This is a genomic window from Paenalicyclobacillus macrosporangiidus (assembly GCF_900116805.1).
Lineage (GTDB): Bacteria > Bacillota > Bacilli > Alicyclobacillales > Alicyclobacillaceae > Alicyclobacillus_H > Alicyclobacillus_H macrosporangiidus.
In genome coordinates this window covers 15384-31081 of the sequence record NZ_FPBV01000007.1, presented here as the reverse complement: position 1 = coordinate 31081, position 15698 = coordinate 15384, and the positions used below count along the sequence as shown (strand labels likewise).

Genomic DNA, 15698 nt, shown 5'->3' with positions numbered 1-15698 from the left:
GCATCTCCTTCCCTCAGTCATTGGCCAGCCAGGTGCGCAGAAGCCCGGCGAACTCGGCCGGCTTGCGCTCCGCAAAACGCAGGAGCTCTTCTTTCATCCGCTCGTCTTCCGATTTCGGCAGTTGGTCGAGTTCGGCGAGCGCCGCCTGAGGCTCGAGCGCCGCCGCCAGCTCGTCAGAACCGCGCCGGCGGCGCAACCACCACCAGCCGGCGAGCGCCAACGCCGCCACGGCACCGCCGGCGGCCGCCCACGGCATCCACCCCTGCGCCCACCCGGCCGATGCGGAGGACACGGCCGGGCCGTGGAACGGAACCGTCACGACGCTGATGTCGTTGTTGGCGCCCGCCCCCGCCTTCGCGCCGACCGCATTGGTCACAAATGACCGGATCTGGTTGACCACCGCCGGCGTGATCGCAGCGTCGTTCTGATTCAGCATCACGGCCACCTGGTAACCCTGCAGTTGCACCGGGTCGTCGTTTTTCACCGTGTCCACGTAGCTGTTGTCATACGTGGTGGTGGTGTCCGTCTCCGTCGACGAAGAACTCCCGCTGCCCGCGGCGCTCCCGGCATAGGTTGGCAAATTCGGATTCGACGAGGCCTGTCCCGCAGGTCCGCCGGCACTGCCCGTGGTGGAATTGCTGCTCTTGCGCGTCACCTGCGTGCTGCTCGGCAGACCGGTGGTCTGCCCGGGGGCCGGCTGGTAGGTGTGCGCCTTGGATTGGACCTGGTCGAACGTCACGTTCGCGTGGACCATCACCACCGCATTCCCCGGGCCCACGATCTGGTTCAGTCCGGCCGTCAATTGCTGTGTCAACGTCTGCTCCAACTGGCGCCGCAGGGCGATCTCCGCCGACGCCTGCGTCGTGGCGCCCCCCGCCGAATTGGCCGTCGGGCTGCTCAACGCGACCCCGTTTTGGTCGACCACGGTGACGTCGTCAACCGACAGCCCCTTGACGGAATGGGCCACCAACTGCTGAATGCCCGCCACTTGCGCCGACGACAACTGCACCCCCGGCCCCAGCTGGAGGAACACCGAAGCCTTGGCCGTATCCGCAGGTTGCGAGACGAACAACTGCGGGTCCGGCATGACGATGTGCACCTGGGCGTCCGTGACCCCGTTGATGCTCTTGATGGTCTGCGCCAGGCTCTGCTGCAGCACGTCCAACACCTGGACATTAAATTGGTCCTGCGTCATCGCGAACGAACTCGGAATGGAGGCGTAGCCGATGTACCCGGACGACTGAGGCAGACCGGCCATCGCCAACTGGATGCGCGCCGTGTCCGCATCCCTGGCGGGCACCAGCACCGACGACCCCTCCACCCGGCTCGGGATCTTCAAATCCTGCAGTTTGCTCTGTACTTGGCCGAGCGACTTGGCGTCCAAACCACTCATGATGGTGACATAATTCGGGCGAAGGACGATCCACAACACCGTCGCCAGGCAGAGCACCCCGGCAGCCGCCGCGATGGCGAGATTCCGCCGCCGTGCCGGCGCCATACCGCCCCACCACTGGGTGATTCGAGACCACCCGAGCCGAAGCTTGTCGTTCACACCCATCACCCGTATCCGCAGGCGTTACCGGGAACCGCGCCAAGGGCCCCTCAAACCTGCATGTTCATCACACTTTGGTACGCGTTGACGACCCGATCCCGAACCTGAACCACCAAATCGAGCGCGAGGGTGGCCTGTTGTTCGGCGATCATCAATTGATCAATGGTCACGGGACCGCCCGCGGCGTACGAAGCGGCCGTCTGGTCCGCGGCCGTGAGCGTCTGATTGGCCGCGTCGAGCGCCTTGGCCAAGGCGCCCGCAAATCCGGTCCCAGCATCTCCATTGCCGTCCGCCGCGCCGGTGGACGGCCCGGTGGCACCCGCGGCGTTGGCCCCAATCACCGGGTTCACCAGCATGTCCTTCGCCCCCTCTGTCGTCATGTACCCAATCCACAGGCAGGCACGAGTGGACAGGGGATCACTTGCCGATGGACAGCGCATCCATCTGCATTTGCTTCCCCGCGTTGAATGCTGTCACATTCGCCTCGTACGCGCGTGCGGCCGCCACCATGTCGACCATCTCCGTGGAGATGTCCACGTTGGGCATTTGCACGTACCCATTCACCGCGTCCGGGTTGGACGGGTCGTAGACGACCGGAAACGGACTCGGATCCGTCACCACCCCGGCGACGCGAACCCCCGCACCGACGCCCGTCTCCCCGGCGCCCGAGGAGACACCGGTCAACACCTCCGCAAACGTGGGCGCGTTCACCGGTTCCAACTCCACCACCCGGCGCCGGTAGGGCCCGCCTTCCGGCGTCCGCGTGGTCTGGGCGTTCGCGATGTTGCTGGCGATGACGTCCATCCGCAGGCGCTGCGCCGTCAATCCGGAGGCGCTGATGCCCAGGCTGTCAATCCATCCAGCCATGCGTCATTCCTCCTCAGCCTTCAATGGCGGTTTTCAGCCGGTCGAGCCGCATCCGCACGTCTTCCACCAACGTGTTGTAGCGAATCTGGTTCTGCGCCAACTTGGCCATCTCGGCGTCGATGTCCACATTGTTGCCGTTGTTGTCCTCCACGCTCACCCGGTCCGTCACCACTTGCGGTGACACCCGCAACGCCGCGGTCCAGTCCGCCGCCGACGGGGAACCCGCGCCTTCGCGGCCGGGGTCCGGCCCGAGCAGGTACTGCAGCAAATCTTCAAACACTACATCCTGGCGTTGAAAACCCGGAGTGTCGACGTTGGCGATGTTGTTGGCGTACACCTGCTGGCGGAGCTGTGCGGCATTGAGCCCGTTTTGCAACAACTGAAAGACGACCCCGTCCAGATTCACCCGCCGCACCCCTTCCAAATTGGTGGTGTCCTCCACTCGTCGGGCATGTATTTCGTCGCGTGCAGACAAAATCCTGCAATCACCGACAGCGGGATTCGACCGTCTTCGACAGTCGGAAACGGCAGAAACAAGAGGCAGAAACAAAAAAGAACCGCGCACCCCATCGGCATGCGCGGTCTTGTGATGTCCCCGGTTCCCGGTGCTCGCATCCGGGAAGACGCCCATCGGACTGGCGGATTCAGAGGATGAATTGGCTGAGGTCCCGGTTGACCACGATGGACTGCAGCTTCTCGTCCACGTACGCTGGCGTAATCACCACTTCATCCAGATGCACGTCCGGCGCCTCGAAGGACAGGTCTTCCAGCACTTTCTCCACCAGCGTGTGCAGACGCCGCGCCCCGATGTCTTCGGTGTCGCGGTTCACCTGCACCGCCATCTCGGCGATGCGCCGGATGGCCTCATCGGTGAAGCGCACCCGCACCCCCTCCGTCTCCAACAGCGCCGTGTATTGCTTGAGCAACGCGTGCTGGGGTTCGCGCAGAATGCGCTCGAAGTCCTCGGTCGTCAGGCTCTCCAGCTCCACGCGAATGGGAAAGCGGCCCTGCAGCTCCGGAATGAGGTCGGACGGCTTCGCCACGTGAAAGGCGCCCGCCCCGATGAACAGAATGTGATCGGTCCGGACCGGCCCGTATTTGGTCACCACGGTGGTCCCTTCGACAATCGGCAGGATGTCGCGCTGCACGCCTTCCCGAGACACGTCCGGACCGCGGAACTCGCGTCCGGCAATCTTATCCATCTCGTCGATGAAGATGATCCCGTGGTTCTCCACCCGATAAATGGCCTCCGCGGTCACCGCGTCCATGTCGATGAGCTTCTGCGCCTCTTCCTGCGTGAGCACCTTGCGCGCCTCGCGGACGGTCATCTTGCGGCGTTTCATCTGCTTGGGCAGGAGGTTCCCCAGGGCTTCCTGCAGATTGCCCATCCCTTCCGGGCCCATGCCGGGCAAAAACCCCAGCATGCCGGGGGTCTGCTCCTCCACTTCAATCTCCACCAGGCGGTCTTCCAGTTCGCCCATGGCCAATTGCTTCGCCACCCGTCGCCGCTCCGCCAGGACCGATTCGGACGGGCTGTCGGTCGCCTGTTGCATGCCACCGCCGAACAGCATCTCAAACGGGTTTTTCATCCCGCGCCGGCTGTTCGGATCCGGAACCAAGGCGGCGACGATGCGCTCCTCCGCATGCTCCGTGGCCTGCGCGCGAACCCGCTCGCTGTGTTCCGCCTTCACCATCCGGATGCCCGTCTCCACCAGGTCGCGCACCATGGACTCGACGTCGCGCCCGACGTAGCCGACTTCCGTGAACTTGGTGGCCTCCACCTTGATGAACGGCGCTCCGACCAACTTGCTCAACCGCCGGGCGATCTCGGTCTTCCCGACCCCGGTCGGGCCGATCATCAGGATGTTCTTCGGCGTGACCTCCTCCTGCAGCTCCGGCGAAAGACGGGCCCGCCGCATCCGGTTACGCAGCGCGATCGCCACCGCCCGCTTCGCGGCCTTCTGCCCGACGATGTATTTGTCCAGCTCTTCGACGATTTGGCGAGGTGTCAAATCCGGTTTCGCCATCCGCCACACCTCCTCGTTTCCGGCATGCTGGTGTTACAGCGTCTCGACGATGATCCGGTCGTTCGTGTAGACGCAGATCTCCGAGGCGATGGCCAACGACTCCCGGGCGATCTCGGCGACGGTCAGGTGGCTGTGCCTCGCCAGCGCCCGCCCGGCCGCCAACGCATAGGGCCCGCCGGAACCGATGGCGCACACCCCGTCGTCCGGTTCAATCACCTCGCCGCCCCCGGAGACGATGAACAGGTGTTCGCGGTTCATCACCAAGAGCATCGCCTCCAACTTGTGAAGCACCTTGTCCGAACGCCACTCCTTGGCCAATTCGACCGCGGCGCGCTGAATGTCCCCATGAAACTCGTCCAGGCGGTGTTCGAATTTCTCGAACAGGGTGAAGGCGTCCGCCACGGAACCGGCGAACCCCGCAATCACCTGGCCCCGGTACAACCGCCGCACCTTTCGGGCCCCCTGTTTCATGATCATCGTGTTCCCGAACGTCACCTGTCCATCCCCCGCCATGGCCCCTTGGCCATCGCGCAGGATGGCGAATATGGTTGTCGCGTGGATGTCCATTTGGCTCCCCCTCGCCGGCCCCCCGCGCTCAGGCGCGCGGGTGGGTCCGTTCGTATACGCGGACCAACCGTTCGCGTGAAGTGTGCGTGTAAATCTGCGTGGACGAGAGGCTGGCGTGACCCAACAGATCCTGTACGACGCGCAGGTCCGCGCCGCCGTCGAGCAGGTGGGTCGCGAAACTGTGCCGCACCGCATGCGGGCCAATGGGGGCGAGGCCCGGCACGGCCTGGATGCGGGCGAGGAGCACGCGGCGGACGCTGCGGTCAGTCAGACGGCGGCCGAACCGGTTCACAAACAACGCCGGGTCGTCCCACCCCATCTCCTTCCGCTTCGCCAAGTACGCGCGGAGGGCCCGCGCCGCCGCCTCGCCGAACAGCACGTACCGCTCCTTGCCCCCCTTGCCCATCACCAATGCAATGCCTTCCTCTAAATTTACGTCACGGATGTCGAGCTGAACACACTCCGACACGCGCACACCGGTGGCATACAAAAACTCCAACAGAGCCCGGTCGCGCAGGCTCTGCCAATCGTCCCCGCGGATGGAGTCGAGCAGCGCCTTCATTTCCTCCTGATAGTAGAACCGAGGGACGCGCTTTTCCAGCTTGGGTGCCATCACCATCTGCGCCGGATTCTGAGCCATTTGGCCGGTGCGGACCAGATGGCGAAAGAATGTCCGCAGGCAGGACAGGCGCCGCGCCACGGACCGCTTGGCCAGTCCGCGGCGTAGCTCGGAGGCGAGAAACGCGCGCACGTGCGCCGCGTCCACCTCACCCCAGTCCGCCACCCCGCGCCCGGCCAAGAACGCCGCGAAGTCACCGAGATCTCCTGCGTACGCCTCGAGGGTGTGCACGGACCCGCCGCGCAGGGCCCGCCGCTGGTCGAGAAACGCCTCGATGGCGGGCGACAGCGCCGCCATGCGCGCCGCCACGTCCGGGGGAAGCGCATCCGTCTTCACGACGCCGTCACCGCCAAGAACCCTTCGAGGTCACGCAGGGCGCGCTCCGCCATCCGCTGCGCGCGCTCCTTCTTGTCTCGGACCCGCTCCGAGAGCGGCGGAAACAACCCGAAGGTCGCATTCATCGGTTGGAAATGGTCTGGATCCGCGTGCGTGATGTAGTGGGCCAAGCTGCCGATGGCCGTGGTCTGCGGCATGACCACCGGTTCCAGCCCCCGCGCCAACCGTCCCGCGTTGATCCCGGCCACCAACCCCGCCGCCGCCGACTCGACGTATCCTTCCACGCCGGTGATCTGGCCGGCGAAGAACAAGGTGTCCCGCTTGCGCGTCTGGTACGTGGGGCGAAGGGCCGTCGGGCTGTTGATGTACGTATTGCGGTGCATCACGCCGTAGCGGACGAATTCGGCCTCCTCCAAACCCGGAATCATGCGGAAGACCCGTTTTTGCTCGCCCCACTTCAGGTGCGTCTGAAAGCCTACCAGGTTGAACAGCGTCGCCGCAGCGTTGTCCTGGCGCAGCTGCACCACGGCAAACGGACGCCGCCCGGTCCGGGGGTCCGTCAACCCCACCGGCTTCATGGGGCCGAACAACAACGTCTTCTTCCCGCGCCGGGCCATCACCTCGACCGGCATGCAGCCCTCGAAATACTTCTCTTCCTCGAAATCGTGCAGCGGCGCCGTCTCGGCCGAGATGAGCGCCTCATAGAACCGGTCGAATTCCTCCTCGGTCATCGGGCAGTTGAGATACGCCGCGTCCCCCTTGCCGTAACGGGAGGCCAGGAAGACCTTGTCCATGTCGATGGATTCCCTCTGCACGATGGGCGCCGCCGCGTCGTAAAAGTACAGGTACTCGCCGCCGACCACACGCCGGATGGACTCGGACAGTGACGGAGAGGTGAGCGGACCGGTGGCGACAATCACAATGCCGTCGGCGGGAACCTCCGGCACTTCCTCCCGCACCACCTCCACCAGGGGATGCGAGACCAGAGCCTCGGTCACTGCGCCGGAAAACCCATCGCGATCGACCGCCAGAGCGCCGCCGGCCGGGACCGCGTGCGCATCGGCCGCGCGCAGGATCAAGGAATCCAACCGGCGCATCTCTTCCTTCAACAGGCCGACGGCGTTGGTGATGGCCGCCGCCCTCAGGGAGTTGGTGCACACCAGTTCCGCGAATTGATCCGTGTGGTGCGCCGGCGTGGACCGGGTCGGCCGCATCTCGTACAGGCGCACCGGCACCCCTTGGCGGGCCACCTGCCAAGCCGCCTCGGCCCCCGCCAAACCGGCTCCGATCACGATGACCATCGGCATCCCTCCTTCGGCGTTCGGGCGCCGCAGGGACCTTCTCGCCCGCGGCGCCCGCTGTCAGGTCGATTTCCTCCCGTGCTTGCGCCCCGGTTCACCGACCGGTACCGGTTCCGGATGGCCCGCCTCATTGCTGCACACCACCAGCACCTGCCCTTTGGTCCGCTTCTCCACCATGGGATGGCCGCAGACGGGGCACAGGGCGCCGGTGGGCTTGTTCCACAGCACGTAGTCGCACTCCGGATATCCTTCGCACCCGTAGAAGGTCTTGCGTTTGCCCCGCCGCTCCACCAGTTGCCGGCCACACTTCGGGCACGGGACGCCCGCCGTCTTGACGATGGGTTTCGTATTGCGGCACTCCGGAAAACCGGGGCAGGCGAGAAATTTCCCGTACCGCCCGTGTTTGTACACCATCATGCGGCCACATTTCTCGCACTGGACATCCGACACCTCGTCCGGAATGTGGACGTGCTCCAAGTTCTTCTCCGCGCGCTCCAGGTCCTGTTCGAGCTCCCGGTAGAAAGACTGCAGGATGCTGACCCAGTCGGCCTTGCCTTCCTCGACGCTGTCCAGTTCCTTCTCCATCTGCGCGGTGAAATCTACGTCAATCAAATTTTGGAAGTTTTGCACCAGCAGGTCGACGACGATTTCCCCGAGCTCCGTCGGCACAAACCGCTTTTGCTCGAGGACCACGTACCCCCGTTTGAGAATCGTCTCCATCGTGGGGGCGTACGTGCTCGGACGGCCGATGCCGAGCTCCTCCATCGCCTTCACGAGGCTAGATTCGCTGTACCGCGGCGGCGGCTGGGTGAAGTGCTGCTCCGGGTGCAGGTCTGGCGCCGGCAGCGCCTCCCCCTGTTCCACCGGCGGCAGGATCTTCCCCTGCTCGTCATCGGAAGGCGCGTCGTCGCTTCCTTCCGTGTACAGGGCCATGAACCCCGGGAACTTGATGACCGATCCGGTGGCGCGAAACCAGGCCCCCGCCGCCGACACGTCCACGGTCGTCGTGTCGAGCACCGCCTGGCTCATCTGGCTCGCGACGAACCGCTCCCAGATCAATTTGTAGAGACGGTACTGATCTTTGGTGAGATACGGCTGCAGGCTGTCCGGTTCGCGCAGCACGGAGGTCGGCCGGATGGCCTCATGGGCATCCTGGGCGTTCCCCTTGGCCGCATATTGGCGCGCGGATTCCGGCACGTAGGATGTTCCGTACCGGGCCTCGATGTACGATCGCGCTTCCCGCTGCGCGACCTCCGACACGCGCGTGGAGTCGGTGCGCATGTAGGTGATCAGGCCGACCGCTCCTTCGCTGCCGATGTCGAGCCCTTCGTACAGCTGCTGCGCCACCGACATGGTGCGCGAGGCGCGGAAACCGAGCTTTCGCGCCGCCTCCTGCTGCAAGCTGCTGGTGGTAAAAGGCGGGCTCGGATTTCGCCGCCGCTCGGACTTTTTCACCCGCTCGACGGTGAACGTCTGCCCTTCGATCCGGGCCAACAGGGCATCGACCGCCTCCCGGTTGGGCAGCGGCGTCTTCTCGTCGTCGTATCCGTAAAAACGGGCGACGAGCTTCCCGCCCGGCAGCCGGAACGACGCGTCCACCGTCCAGTATTCCTCCGGCTGAAACGCCCGGATCTCCCGTTCCCGGTCGACCACGAGGCGAACGGCGACCGATTGCACGCGGCCCGCCGACAGGCCCTTTTTGACCTTGCGCCACAACAGCGGGCTCAACCGGTAACCGACCAGTCGGTCCAGAATGCGCCGCGTCTGCTGCGCATGGATGAGGTTGAAGTTCAACTTTCGCGGATGCGCAAACGCCTCTTTGACGGCGTCCTTTGTGATTTCGTGAAACACCACACGGCAAGGCGCGTCCTGGTCGAGGCCCAGGAGCGACGCCAGATGCCATGCGATGGCTTCGCCCTCCCGGTCCGGGTCCGCCGCGAGAAACACCTGCTTGGCCTTCTTGCGCGCGTCCCGCAGACTCTTGATGATCTCGCCCTTGCCGCGGATCGTGATGTAATGCGGTTCAAAGTTGTGCTCAACGTCCACACCCAGTTGGCTCTTGGGCAGATCCCGCACATGCCCCATGGACGCTTTGACCGTGTACCGCTTGCCGAGGTACTTTGCGATGGTCTTGGCCTTCGCCGGCGACTCGACAATCACCAAATAATCCGCCAACGTGTTACCTCCCTCGGTTCCCGACAGCCGATAGGCGGCGACCGCCCGTACAGGCGCGATCCGGGTGGGGACCCCGCACAGTTCTATCCATATTATCACCGGGCCTGCTTCATTTGCAAACGACACCCGCCGGCCGCCGGCTCTTACGCACGGTGCACCCGCCGGTATCCTCCACCGGGCCGCTTCTCCACCACCCCCGCCAACTCGAGCTCCAAGAGGCCAGCGTACACCTGCCCGAGTGGCACCTGCAGCCATTCCGCGAGGGCGGCAGGACTCGCCCCTTCTGCCAACGCCTCGTACAATGGCCGCCAGCGCTCCGGGACCGGCGCGGCGGCTGCGGCTGGCCGCCGTTCGCCGCCCCGTTCCTGGATGAGGTCCAGCGGATCGACCAGCGGCTGCGCCCCTTGCTGCAGCAGCCGGTTGGACCCCCGGAACAGCAGGGACGTGATGGGACCGGGAACCACGTACACGTCGCGTCCCAACTCAAGCGCCAGGTCGACGGTGACGAGTGCACCGCTGCGCTCGCCGGCCTGGATCACGACGATGGCTTCGGACAGGGCGGCGATGATGCGGTTTCGCTCCGGAAAGTGGTGTCGGGCGACCGGCATCCCGGGCGGATATTCGCTGATGACGAGACCAGAGGCCACCACCTGTTCATAGAGACGTTGGTGCTGGGCCGGATAACACACGTCCACGCCACACCCGAGCACCGCGGTGGTGCGGCCCGCCGCCAGCGCCGCCCGGTGGGCTTGCCCGTCAATCCCCAGGGCCAGCCCGGACACCACGTTCCACCCCGCTCCCGCCAGCGTCTCCGCCACCCACTGCGCCGCCTCGAGCGCGTACGCCGTCGCCCTGCGCGTCCCGACCACGCCGATGGACCGCGGCCACGGAACCGGGATGTCCCCCTTTGTGAAAAGTACCCGCGGGGGATCGGCCAGGTCGGACAGAGGCGCCGGATACCCGGGGTCCCCCTGTACCAGACAACGGATCCCGCGACGCGCAAGCGCAGATTCCACATCCTTCCCGCGGATCCGTGCCAGCCAGTCGCACACCCCTGACGCGGTGCGCGGACGGACGAAGGCGGCGGCACGAATCTGCTCCGGCCCCGCCTCCAGCACCTGCAGCGCCCCACCGAACCCGTCCGCCAGGCGGCGCAGACTCGACGGCTCCAGGCCCGGGCAGGCAGCCAACGTGGTCCAAGCGGTGCGCTCGTCCATGCGCCTGGCACCTCCTCGCCCTCCATTGTCGGCGGGATCGGCTTCCCACGCCACTCCGGCTAGACGAGGACGTTCACCATGGAAAACCCAATCGCGCGCGGCTCGCCGCAACGGACTTGCGGCCCCGGGGTGGAGATAAAAAAACCGCGGCGGCGCCAGGAGGCGCACCCGCCGCGGTGTCGGCCCACGTTCAAGAAGGACGGTTCACTTCACCTTGCAGCGCTCCAACAGCCCGCGCTCCTCCAGCACCTTGTACAGGGTCGACCCCATCTCCGACGGGGTGGGCGCGACGCGGATGCCGCATTCCTCCATTTTCGCGATCTTCGATGCAGCCGTGCCGCTGCCGCCGGAGATGATGGCGCCCGCGTGCCCCATGCGCCGTCCCGGAGGTGCCGTCGCCCCGGCGACGAATCCCACGACAGGCTTGGTCATGTGGTCCCGGATCCATTCCGCAGCCTGCTCTTCCGCGGTGCCGCCGATCTCCCCGATCATGATGACCGCCTCGGTATCGGGATCCTCGTTGAACATCTTCAGCACGTCGATAAACTCGGTTCCCTTCACCGGGTCGCCGCCGATGCCGACCGCGGTTGACTGGCCCAGTCCCAGGTTCGTCAGCTGATACACCGCCTCGTACGTCAAGGTGCCGCTGCGCGAGACCACCCCGACCTTCCCGGGGGTGTGGATGTACCCTGGCATGATGCCGATCTTACATTCGCCCGGCGTGATGACCCCGGGGCAGTTGGGGCCGATGAGCCGGGTGTGCCGGCCTTCCATGAAACGCTTGACCTTGACCATGTCGAGGACCGGGATGCCCTCCGTGATGCAGATGACCAGGTCCAACTCGGCGTCGACCGCCTCCATGATGGCGTCGGCCGCGCCCGCTGCCGGAATGTAGATCACCGACACATTCGCCCCGGTCTCCTTCACCGCTTCCGCAACCGTGTTGAACACCGGGACGCCCTCCACTTTGGTTCCGCCCTTGCCGGGGGAGGTGCCGCCGACCACGTTCGTGCCGTACTCAATCGCCTGACGGGTATGGAACAAACCGGCGGACCCGGTGATGCCCTGTGTAATGACGCGCGTGTCCTTGTTGACCAAAATGCTCATCGGCACTCTCTCCTTGTCCGCGCCGGGAATTCCGGCCGTACTTGTCGATCCCGATCGCCTCCGGGCGCCCCGTTGCTGCGACGTGGCGCCCTTCCTCTCCTCCGCGGTTCGCTCAGACCAGGCTGACGATCCGCTGCGCCGCGTCCGCGAGCGAGTCGGCCGCGATGATGTTTAGGCCGGACTCGTTGAGGATCTTCTTGCCCTGCTCGACATTCGTACCCTCCAAGCGCACGACCAGCGGCTTGTCCAAGCCCACCTGGCGGGCCGCCGCCACCACGCCGCTCGCAATCACGTCGCACTTCATGATGCCGCCAAAGATGTTGACCAAAATCCCCTTCACCTTGGGATCCGAGAGGATGATCTTGAACGCCTCGGTCACCTTCTCCTCGGATGCGCCGCCGCCGACGTCGAGGAAGTTGGCCGGCTCCCCTCCGTAGTACTTGATGGTGTCCATCGTCGCCATCGCGAGGCCGGCGCCGTTCACCATGCATCCGATGTTGCCATCGAGGGCGATGTAGTTCAGGCCGTACTTGGACGCCTCAATCTCCTTCGGATCCTCTTCGTCCAGATCCCGCAACTCGAGGATCTCAGGATGGCGGTACAGGGCGTTGTCGTCGAAGTTGAGCTTCGCGTCGAGCGCCATGACATCGCCCTCGGCGGTGACGACCAGCGGGTTGATTTCCGCGACGGAGCAGTCTTTGTCGACAAAGCAGTGATAGAGCGCCGTCATGAACTGCGCGGCCTTCTTCACCAGTTCGTTGGGGATCCCGATGCTGTAGGCGAGCTGCCGAGCCTGGTACGGGAGCAGGCCGACCGCCGGGTCAATCGTGGCGCGGAAGATCTTCTCCGGCGTCTTCGCGGCCACTTCCTCGATTTCCATGCCGCCCTCACCGGAAGCCATCATCACCACGCGGCCGGTGTTCCGGTCCACCACCAGGCCTATGTAGTACTCCTTCTGGATGTTGGACAACTGCTCAATCAACAGCCGCTTGACGACCTTGCCCTCCGGGCCGGTCTGATGCGTGACGAGCGTCTTGCCGAGCAATTCGCGGGCATGCTGTTCCACTTCCTGCAACGACTTGGCAAGCTTCACACCGCCCGCCTTGCCGCGGCCCCCGGCGTGAATCTGGGCCTTCACAACCGCCTTGCCGCCCAGCTCCTTTGCGGCCTCCACGGCCTCTTCCACGGTAAACGCCACCTTACCCTGCGGCACGGCGACCCCATAGCTGGCGAGCACCGCCTTCGCCTGGTACTCATGGATGTTCATGGCGAGTCCTCCTTACGTCCAGGTGGTTGCATTGCGTCACCGCGATCCCGCGGAGCACGACAACACAAAAAAGGCAACACCGGGTCGTCTTCGCCGCCAACTCGGGTTCGGCCGGCGAAACGCGATCTCGATGTCCAATCCTTTTCTAAGATAAAATACGGGCGTTCGATTTACAACTCGGAAATGCTTGCATCCCCGGTCTCACACCGGGGATGCAGGGTAAGCCGGGGCAAATTGGGTCAGTGTCCGCGCGCCCACAGGGTCACTGCGCCGGCGACGAAGGAGAACGTCATGCACAACGCGTACACGGACAACAAACGAATGGCCCAGCGATCCCGCAGGACGTGCATGACCAGCGCCAGGACGCTCCCGACGAGCGCCAGCACCCACGTCCAGATGACGCACTCACCCTGCCATCGAAACGGGATGCAGCTGGCCACCGCCGCGACCGCCGAAGCGACCGCCAGCGCCAACGCGCACGCGACCATCCCCCACTGTGGCCAACTGCGCATGCCACGCAGATGATGCAGGCGCTTTCGCGTCTTCCACGCCCGCATGCTGATGACCCTCGCCGGTTGCGGCGCCCGGCCGGGAAGCTTGGTGTTTTGCGGTCTCCCGTTTTGTCCCTGCACCACTCACAACCCCTCACCCGTTTGTCTACGATGGTACCGTGGCGGCCCAGAGTTCGCAAGATCTACTCATTCTATTCAGAATACCATGGACGCGCGTGCATGCGCGGATATATAACAACCTATGCGGAACGCCATATCAACTGAACGGACAAGGGGAGATGCCCGGTGTTGGGATCCGCTGTAGGAGCGGTCTTGGACGGGATCAGCGCGTCGGTGGTCACCGTGGAGGCGGACGTCGGCCGCGGCTTGCCGCAATTTCACATCGTCGGGCTGCCGGATTCCGCGGTCAACGAGTCCAAGCTCCGTATCCGGTCGGCCATCCGCAACTCCGGGCTGGAGTTCCCGAACAACCGCATCACGGTCAATCTCTCTCCGGCCAACGTGCGCAAACGGGGGGCCGGTCTGGACCTCGCCATCGCCGTCGCCATCCTGCGCGCCGCCGGCGGGCTGCCCGCATCCGGGGAGGCCATCGGGTTTGCCGCCGAACTGAGTCTGTCCGGGGGGTTGGCACCCGTCCCGGAGGCGGTGAATCTGGCCATCGGCCTCGCCGCCGCCGGCGTGCACAGCGTGGCCATCGCCTCCGCCCAGACCGGTTCATGCGTGCCCATCCCGCGTCTCACCTGGCACACGTACGCGCATCTTCGCGACCTCATCCACGACCTGCGGACACACGGACACCTTCGCCGACCGTTCGCCCCGCCGCCCATCGTCACCGCGCAAGCGGACGTGGACCTCGTGGAAGTCATGGGCCTGGACGACGTGAAACGAGCCCTCACGCTGGCCGCCGCTGGCCATCATCCCATCCTGCTTGTCGGGCCGCCCGGTTGCGGCAAGACGATGCTCGCCGAGCGCCTGCAGACGCTCCTGCCTGACCTCGCGCCCAACGAAGCCTTGGAGGTGCACGCGATCCACCAGGCAGCAGGAAGCCCCCGCCCGCCGACCCTGCGCCCGCCGATGCGGATGCCGCATCACACCATCGGACAGGCGGGCCTGATTGGGGGCGGCACACCGCCTGCGCCCGGCGAGGTCACGCTGGCACATCGCGGCGTGCTCGTCCTGGACGAGGTGCTCGAATTTCGCCGCGCCGCCCTGGATGCGCTGCGCGAACCATTGGTGCAGCGGGAAGTCCGGCTCACGCGCGGGGGCCGCTCCGTCACGTACCCCGCTTCGTTTCTCCTGGCGGGCACGCTCAATCCTTGCCCCTGCGGCCAGAGCGGATTCGGGACGTGCACGTGCCCGGAAGCGGCCATCCTTCGGTACTGGAGCCATCTGTCGGGTCCGCTGCTGGACCGCATCGATATGGTCGTCCCTGTCCGCCCCGCCCTCAATCAGGCGCACGACGACAGTGCCCGGCGCGTGACCTCCGCCGAACTGCGGGCGGCCGTAGCCAACGCCCGCATGGCGCTGGCGGACCGAACCCGCGGCGCACAAGGAGACCTGCACCCCGGGGACTTCACAGCCGCCGCCCGGAGCCGGCTGCACCTCGCCGCGACGCGTCTTCCCCTGTCCCGGCGCGGCACCCTCGCCGTGGCGCGCCTGGCCCGGACGCTCAGCGTGATGGAAGGACTGGACAGCGTTCAGCCGGCCCATGTGGATGAAGCGATTGCGTTGCGCAGCCCAGGACTGCCCGTGCACCGATAACGTCCTCATTCGTCGCAGACGGATTCGATGGCGCCGCGGATGTGTTCCATCGCGACCACCCGCCGTCCACGCACCGTCAATCCAATCACGTCCACGCGCACGACGGCGGGGGCAGGCCCCGTCCAGTCCGCCAACAGGCGGCGGGTGAGGCGGGCCAACCGCGCGCGTTTGCCCGCCGTGACGGACTCCAGTGCCGCTCCATACCCATCCGTTCGGCGCGTCCGCACCTCCACAATCACCAGAACGCCACTGGGCGTCCGTGCGACCAGATCCAACTCGCCCCAGCGGCACCGCCAATTTTTCCGCTCCACGCGCCAGCCGAGGGCCCGTTCCAGGTACTCGGCTGCGAACCGCTCGCCGAAACGCCCCAAAGCCCGCCGGGTCACCGCT

At 65.6% G+C, this 15698-nt stretch carries 15 protein-coding genes; 1 reads left to right on the top strand and 14 read right to left on the bottom strand.

Features of this window, described 5'->3' with window-relative positions; genetic code table 11:
* Window positions 1-13: 13 nt before the first annotated feature.
* The 13 genes from fliF to BM357_RS07725 form a co-directional block, all read right to left on the bottom strand.
* A complete protein-coding gene (fliF, locus tag BM357_RS07785; protein ID WP_074951568.1) occupies window positions 14-1552 on the bottom strand; it encodes a flagellar basal-body MS-ring/collar protein FliF in 1539 nt (512 codons plus the stop codon).
* Between the two features lie 50 nt (window positions 1553-1602).
* A complete protein-coding gene (gene fliE, locus BM357_RS07780; RefSeq protein ID WP_074951311.1) occupies window positions 1603-1908 on the bottom strand; it encodes a flagellar hook-basal body complex protein FliE in 306 nt (101 codons plus the stop codon).
* A 61-nt stretch (window positions 1909-1969) separates the two neighbouring features.
* Window positions 1970-2419: a flagellar basal body rod protein FlgC gene (gene flgC / locus BM357_RS07775; RefSeq protein WP_074951309.1), complete on the bottom strand. Its 450-nt coding sequence runs from the start codon at window positions 2417-2419 to the stop codon at window positions 1970-1972.
* 13 nt (window positions 2420-2432) lie between these two features.
* A complete protein-coding gene (gene flgB / locus BM357_RS20215) occupies window positions 2433-2825 on the bottom strand; it encodes a flagellar basal body rod protein FlgB (protein WP_074951566.1) in 393 nt (130 codons plus the stop codon).
* 238 nt (window positions 2826-3063) lie between these two features.
* Entirely contained in the window at window positions 3064-4446 is a 1383-nt protein-coding gene (hslU, locus tag BM357_RS07765; protein ID WP_074951307.1) for an ATP-dependent protease ATPase subunit HslU, read from the bottom strand.
* A 33-nt stretch (window positions 4447-4479) separates the two neighbouring features.
* Window positions 4480-5013 carry an ATP-dependent protease subunit HslV gene (gene hslV / locus BM357_RS07760; RefSeq protein WP_074951305.1) on the bottom strand — a complete coding sequence of 178 codons (534 nt, stop codon included), beginning with the start codon at window positions 5011-5013 and terminating at the stop codon, window positions 4480-4482.
* A gap of 28 nt (window positions 5014-5041) precedes the next feature.
* Window positions 5042-5968, bottom strand: a complete 927-nt coding sequence (locus BM357_RS07755) for a tyrosine recombinase XerC (protein WP_245783893.1) — start codon at window positions 5966-5968, stop codon at window positions 5042-5044.
* Window positions 5965-7275, bottom strand: coding sequence for an FADH(2)-oxidizing methylenetetrahydrofolate--tRNA-(uracil(54)-C(5))-methyltransferase TrmFO (gene trmFO, locus BM357_RS07750; protein WP_074951303.1), 1311 nt, complete (start codon window positions 7273-7275; stop codon window positions 5965-5967). The genes BM357_RS07755 and trmFO overlap by 4 nt, the downstream gene beginning before the upstream one ends.
* Window positions 7276-7329: 54 nt before the next feature.
* Complete coding sequence (gene topA / locus BM357_RS07745) at window positions 7330-9444, bottom strand: type I DNA topoisomerase (RefSeq protein WP_074951301.1); 2115 nt, start codon at window positions 9442-9444, stop codon at window positions 7330-7332.
* 143 nt (window positions 9445-9587) lie between these two features.
* Window positions 9588-10661: a DNA-processing protein DprA gene (gene dprA / locus BM357_RS07740; RefSeq protein WP_074951299.1), complete on the bottom strand. Its 1074-nt coding sequence runs from the start codon at window positions 10659-10661 to the stop codon at window positions 9588-9590.
* Window positions 10662-10865: 204 nt separating this feature from the next.
* Window positions 10866-11768, bottom strand: coding sequence for a succinate--CoA ligase subunit alpha (gene sucD / locus BM357_RS07735; RefSeq protein WP_074951297.1), 903 nt, complete (start codon window positions 11766-11768; stop codon window positions 10866-10868).
* Window positions 11769-11880: 112 nt separating this feature from the next.
* On the bottom strand, window positions 11881-13035 hold the full coding sequence (gene sucC / locus BM357_RS07730) for an ADP-forming succinate--CoA ligase subunit beta (RefSeq protein ID WP_074951295.1): 1155 nt from the start codon (window positions 13033-13035) through the stop codon (window positions 11881-11883).
* Between the two features lie 239 nt (window positions 13036-13274).
* Window positions 13275-13592, bottom strand: a complete 318-nt coding sequence (locus BM357_RS07725; protein ID WP_139234619.1) for a hypothetical protein — start codon at window positions 13590-13592, stop codon at window positions 13275-13277.
* A 240-nt stretch (window positions 13593-13832) separates the two neighbouring features.
* On the opposite strand from BM357_RS07725, the gene BM357_RS07720 reads away from it, so the two are divergent.
* Window positions 13833-15308, top strand: coding sequence for a YifB family Mg chelatase-like AAA ATPase (locus tag BM357_RS07720; protein ID WP_074951290.1), 1476 nt, complete (start codon window positions 13833-13835; stop codon window positions 15306-15308).
* 5 nt (window positions 15309-15313) lie between these two features.
* Here BM357_RS07720 and BM357_RS07715 read toward each other — a convergent pair whose 3' ends face one another.
* Window positions 15314-15694 carry a YraN family protein gene (locus BM357_RS07715; RefSeq protein ID WP_074951288.1) on the bottom strand — a complete coding sequence of 127 codons (381 nt, stop codon included), beginning with the start codon at window positions 15692-15694 and terminating at the stop codon, window positions 15314-15316.
* Window positions 15695-15698 lie beyond the last annotated feature (4 nt).

Bases quoted from the DNA above. Each gene is read 5' to 3' on its own strand.
- flgC (WP_074951309.1), bottom strand. From the start codon at position 2,419: ATGGCTGGATGGATTGACAGCCTGGGCATCAGCGCCTCCGGATTGACG.
- dprA (WP_074951299.1), bottom strand. From the start codon at position 10,661: ATGGACGAGCGCACCGCTTGGACCACGTTGGCTGCCTGCCCGGGCCTG.
- sucC (WP_074951295.1), bottom strand. From the start codon at position 13,035: ATGAACATCCATGAGTACCAGGCGAAGGCGGTGCTCGCCAGCTATGGG.
- trmFO (WP_074951303.1), bottom strand. From the start codon at position 7,275: ATGCCGATGGTCATCGTGATCGGAGCCGGTTTGGCGGGGGCCGAGGCG.
- sucD (WP_074951297.1), bottom strand. From the start codon at position 11,768: ATGAGCATTTTGGTCAACAAGGACACGCGCGTCATTACACAGGGCATC.
- fliE (WP_074951311.1), bottom strand. From the start codon at position 1,908: ATGCTGGTGAACCCGGTGATTGGGGCCAACGCCGCGGGTGCCACCGGG.
- hslV (WP_074951305.1), bottom strand. From the start codon at position 5,013: ATGGACATCCACGCGACAACCATATTCGCCATCCTGCGCGATGGCCAA.
- hslU (WP_074951307.1), bottom strand. From the start codon at position 4,446: ATGGCGAAACCGGATTTGACACCTCGCCAAATCGTCGAAGAGCTGGAC.
- BM357_RS07725 (WP_139234619.1), bottom strand. From the start codon at position 13,592: ATGCGGGCGTGGAAGACGCGAAAGCGCCTGCATCATCTGCGTGGCATG.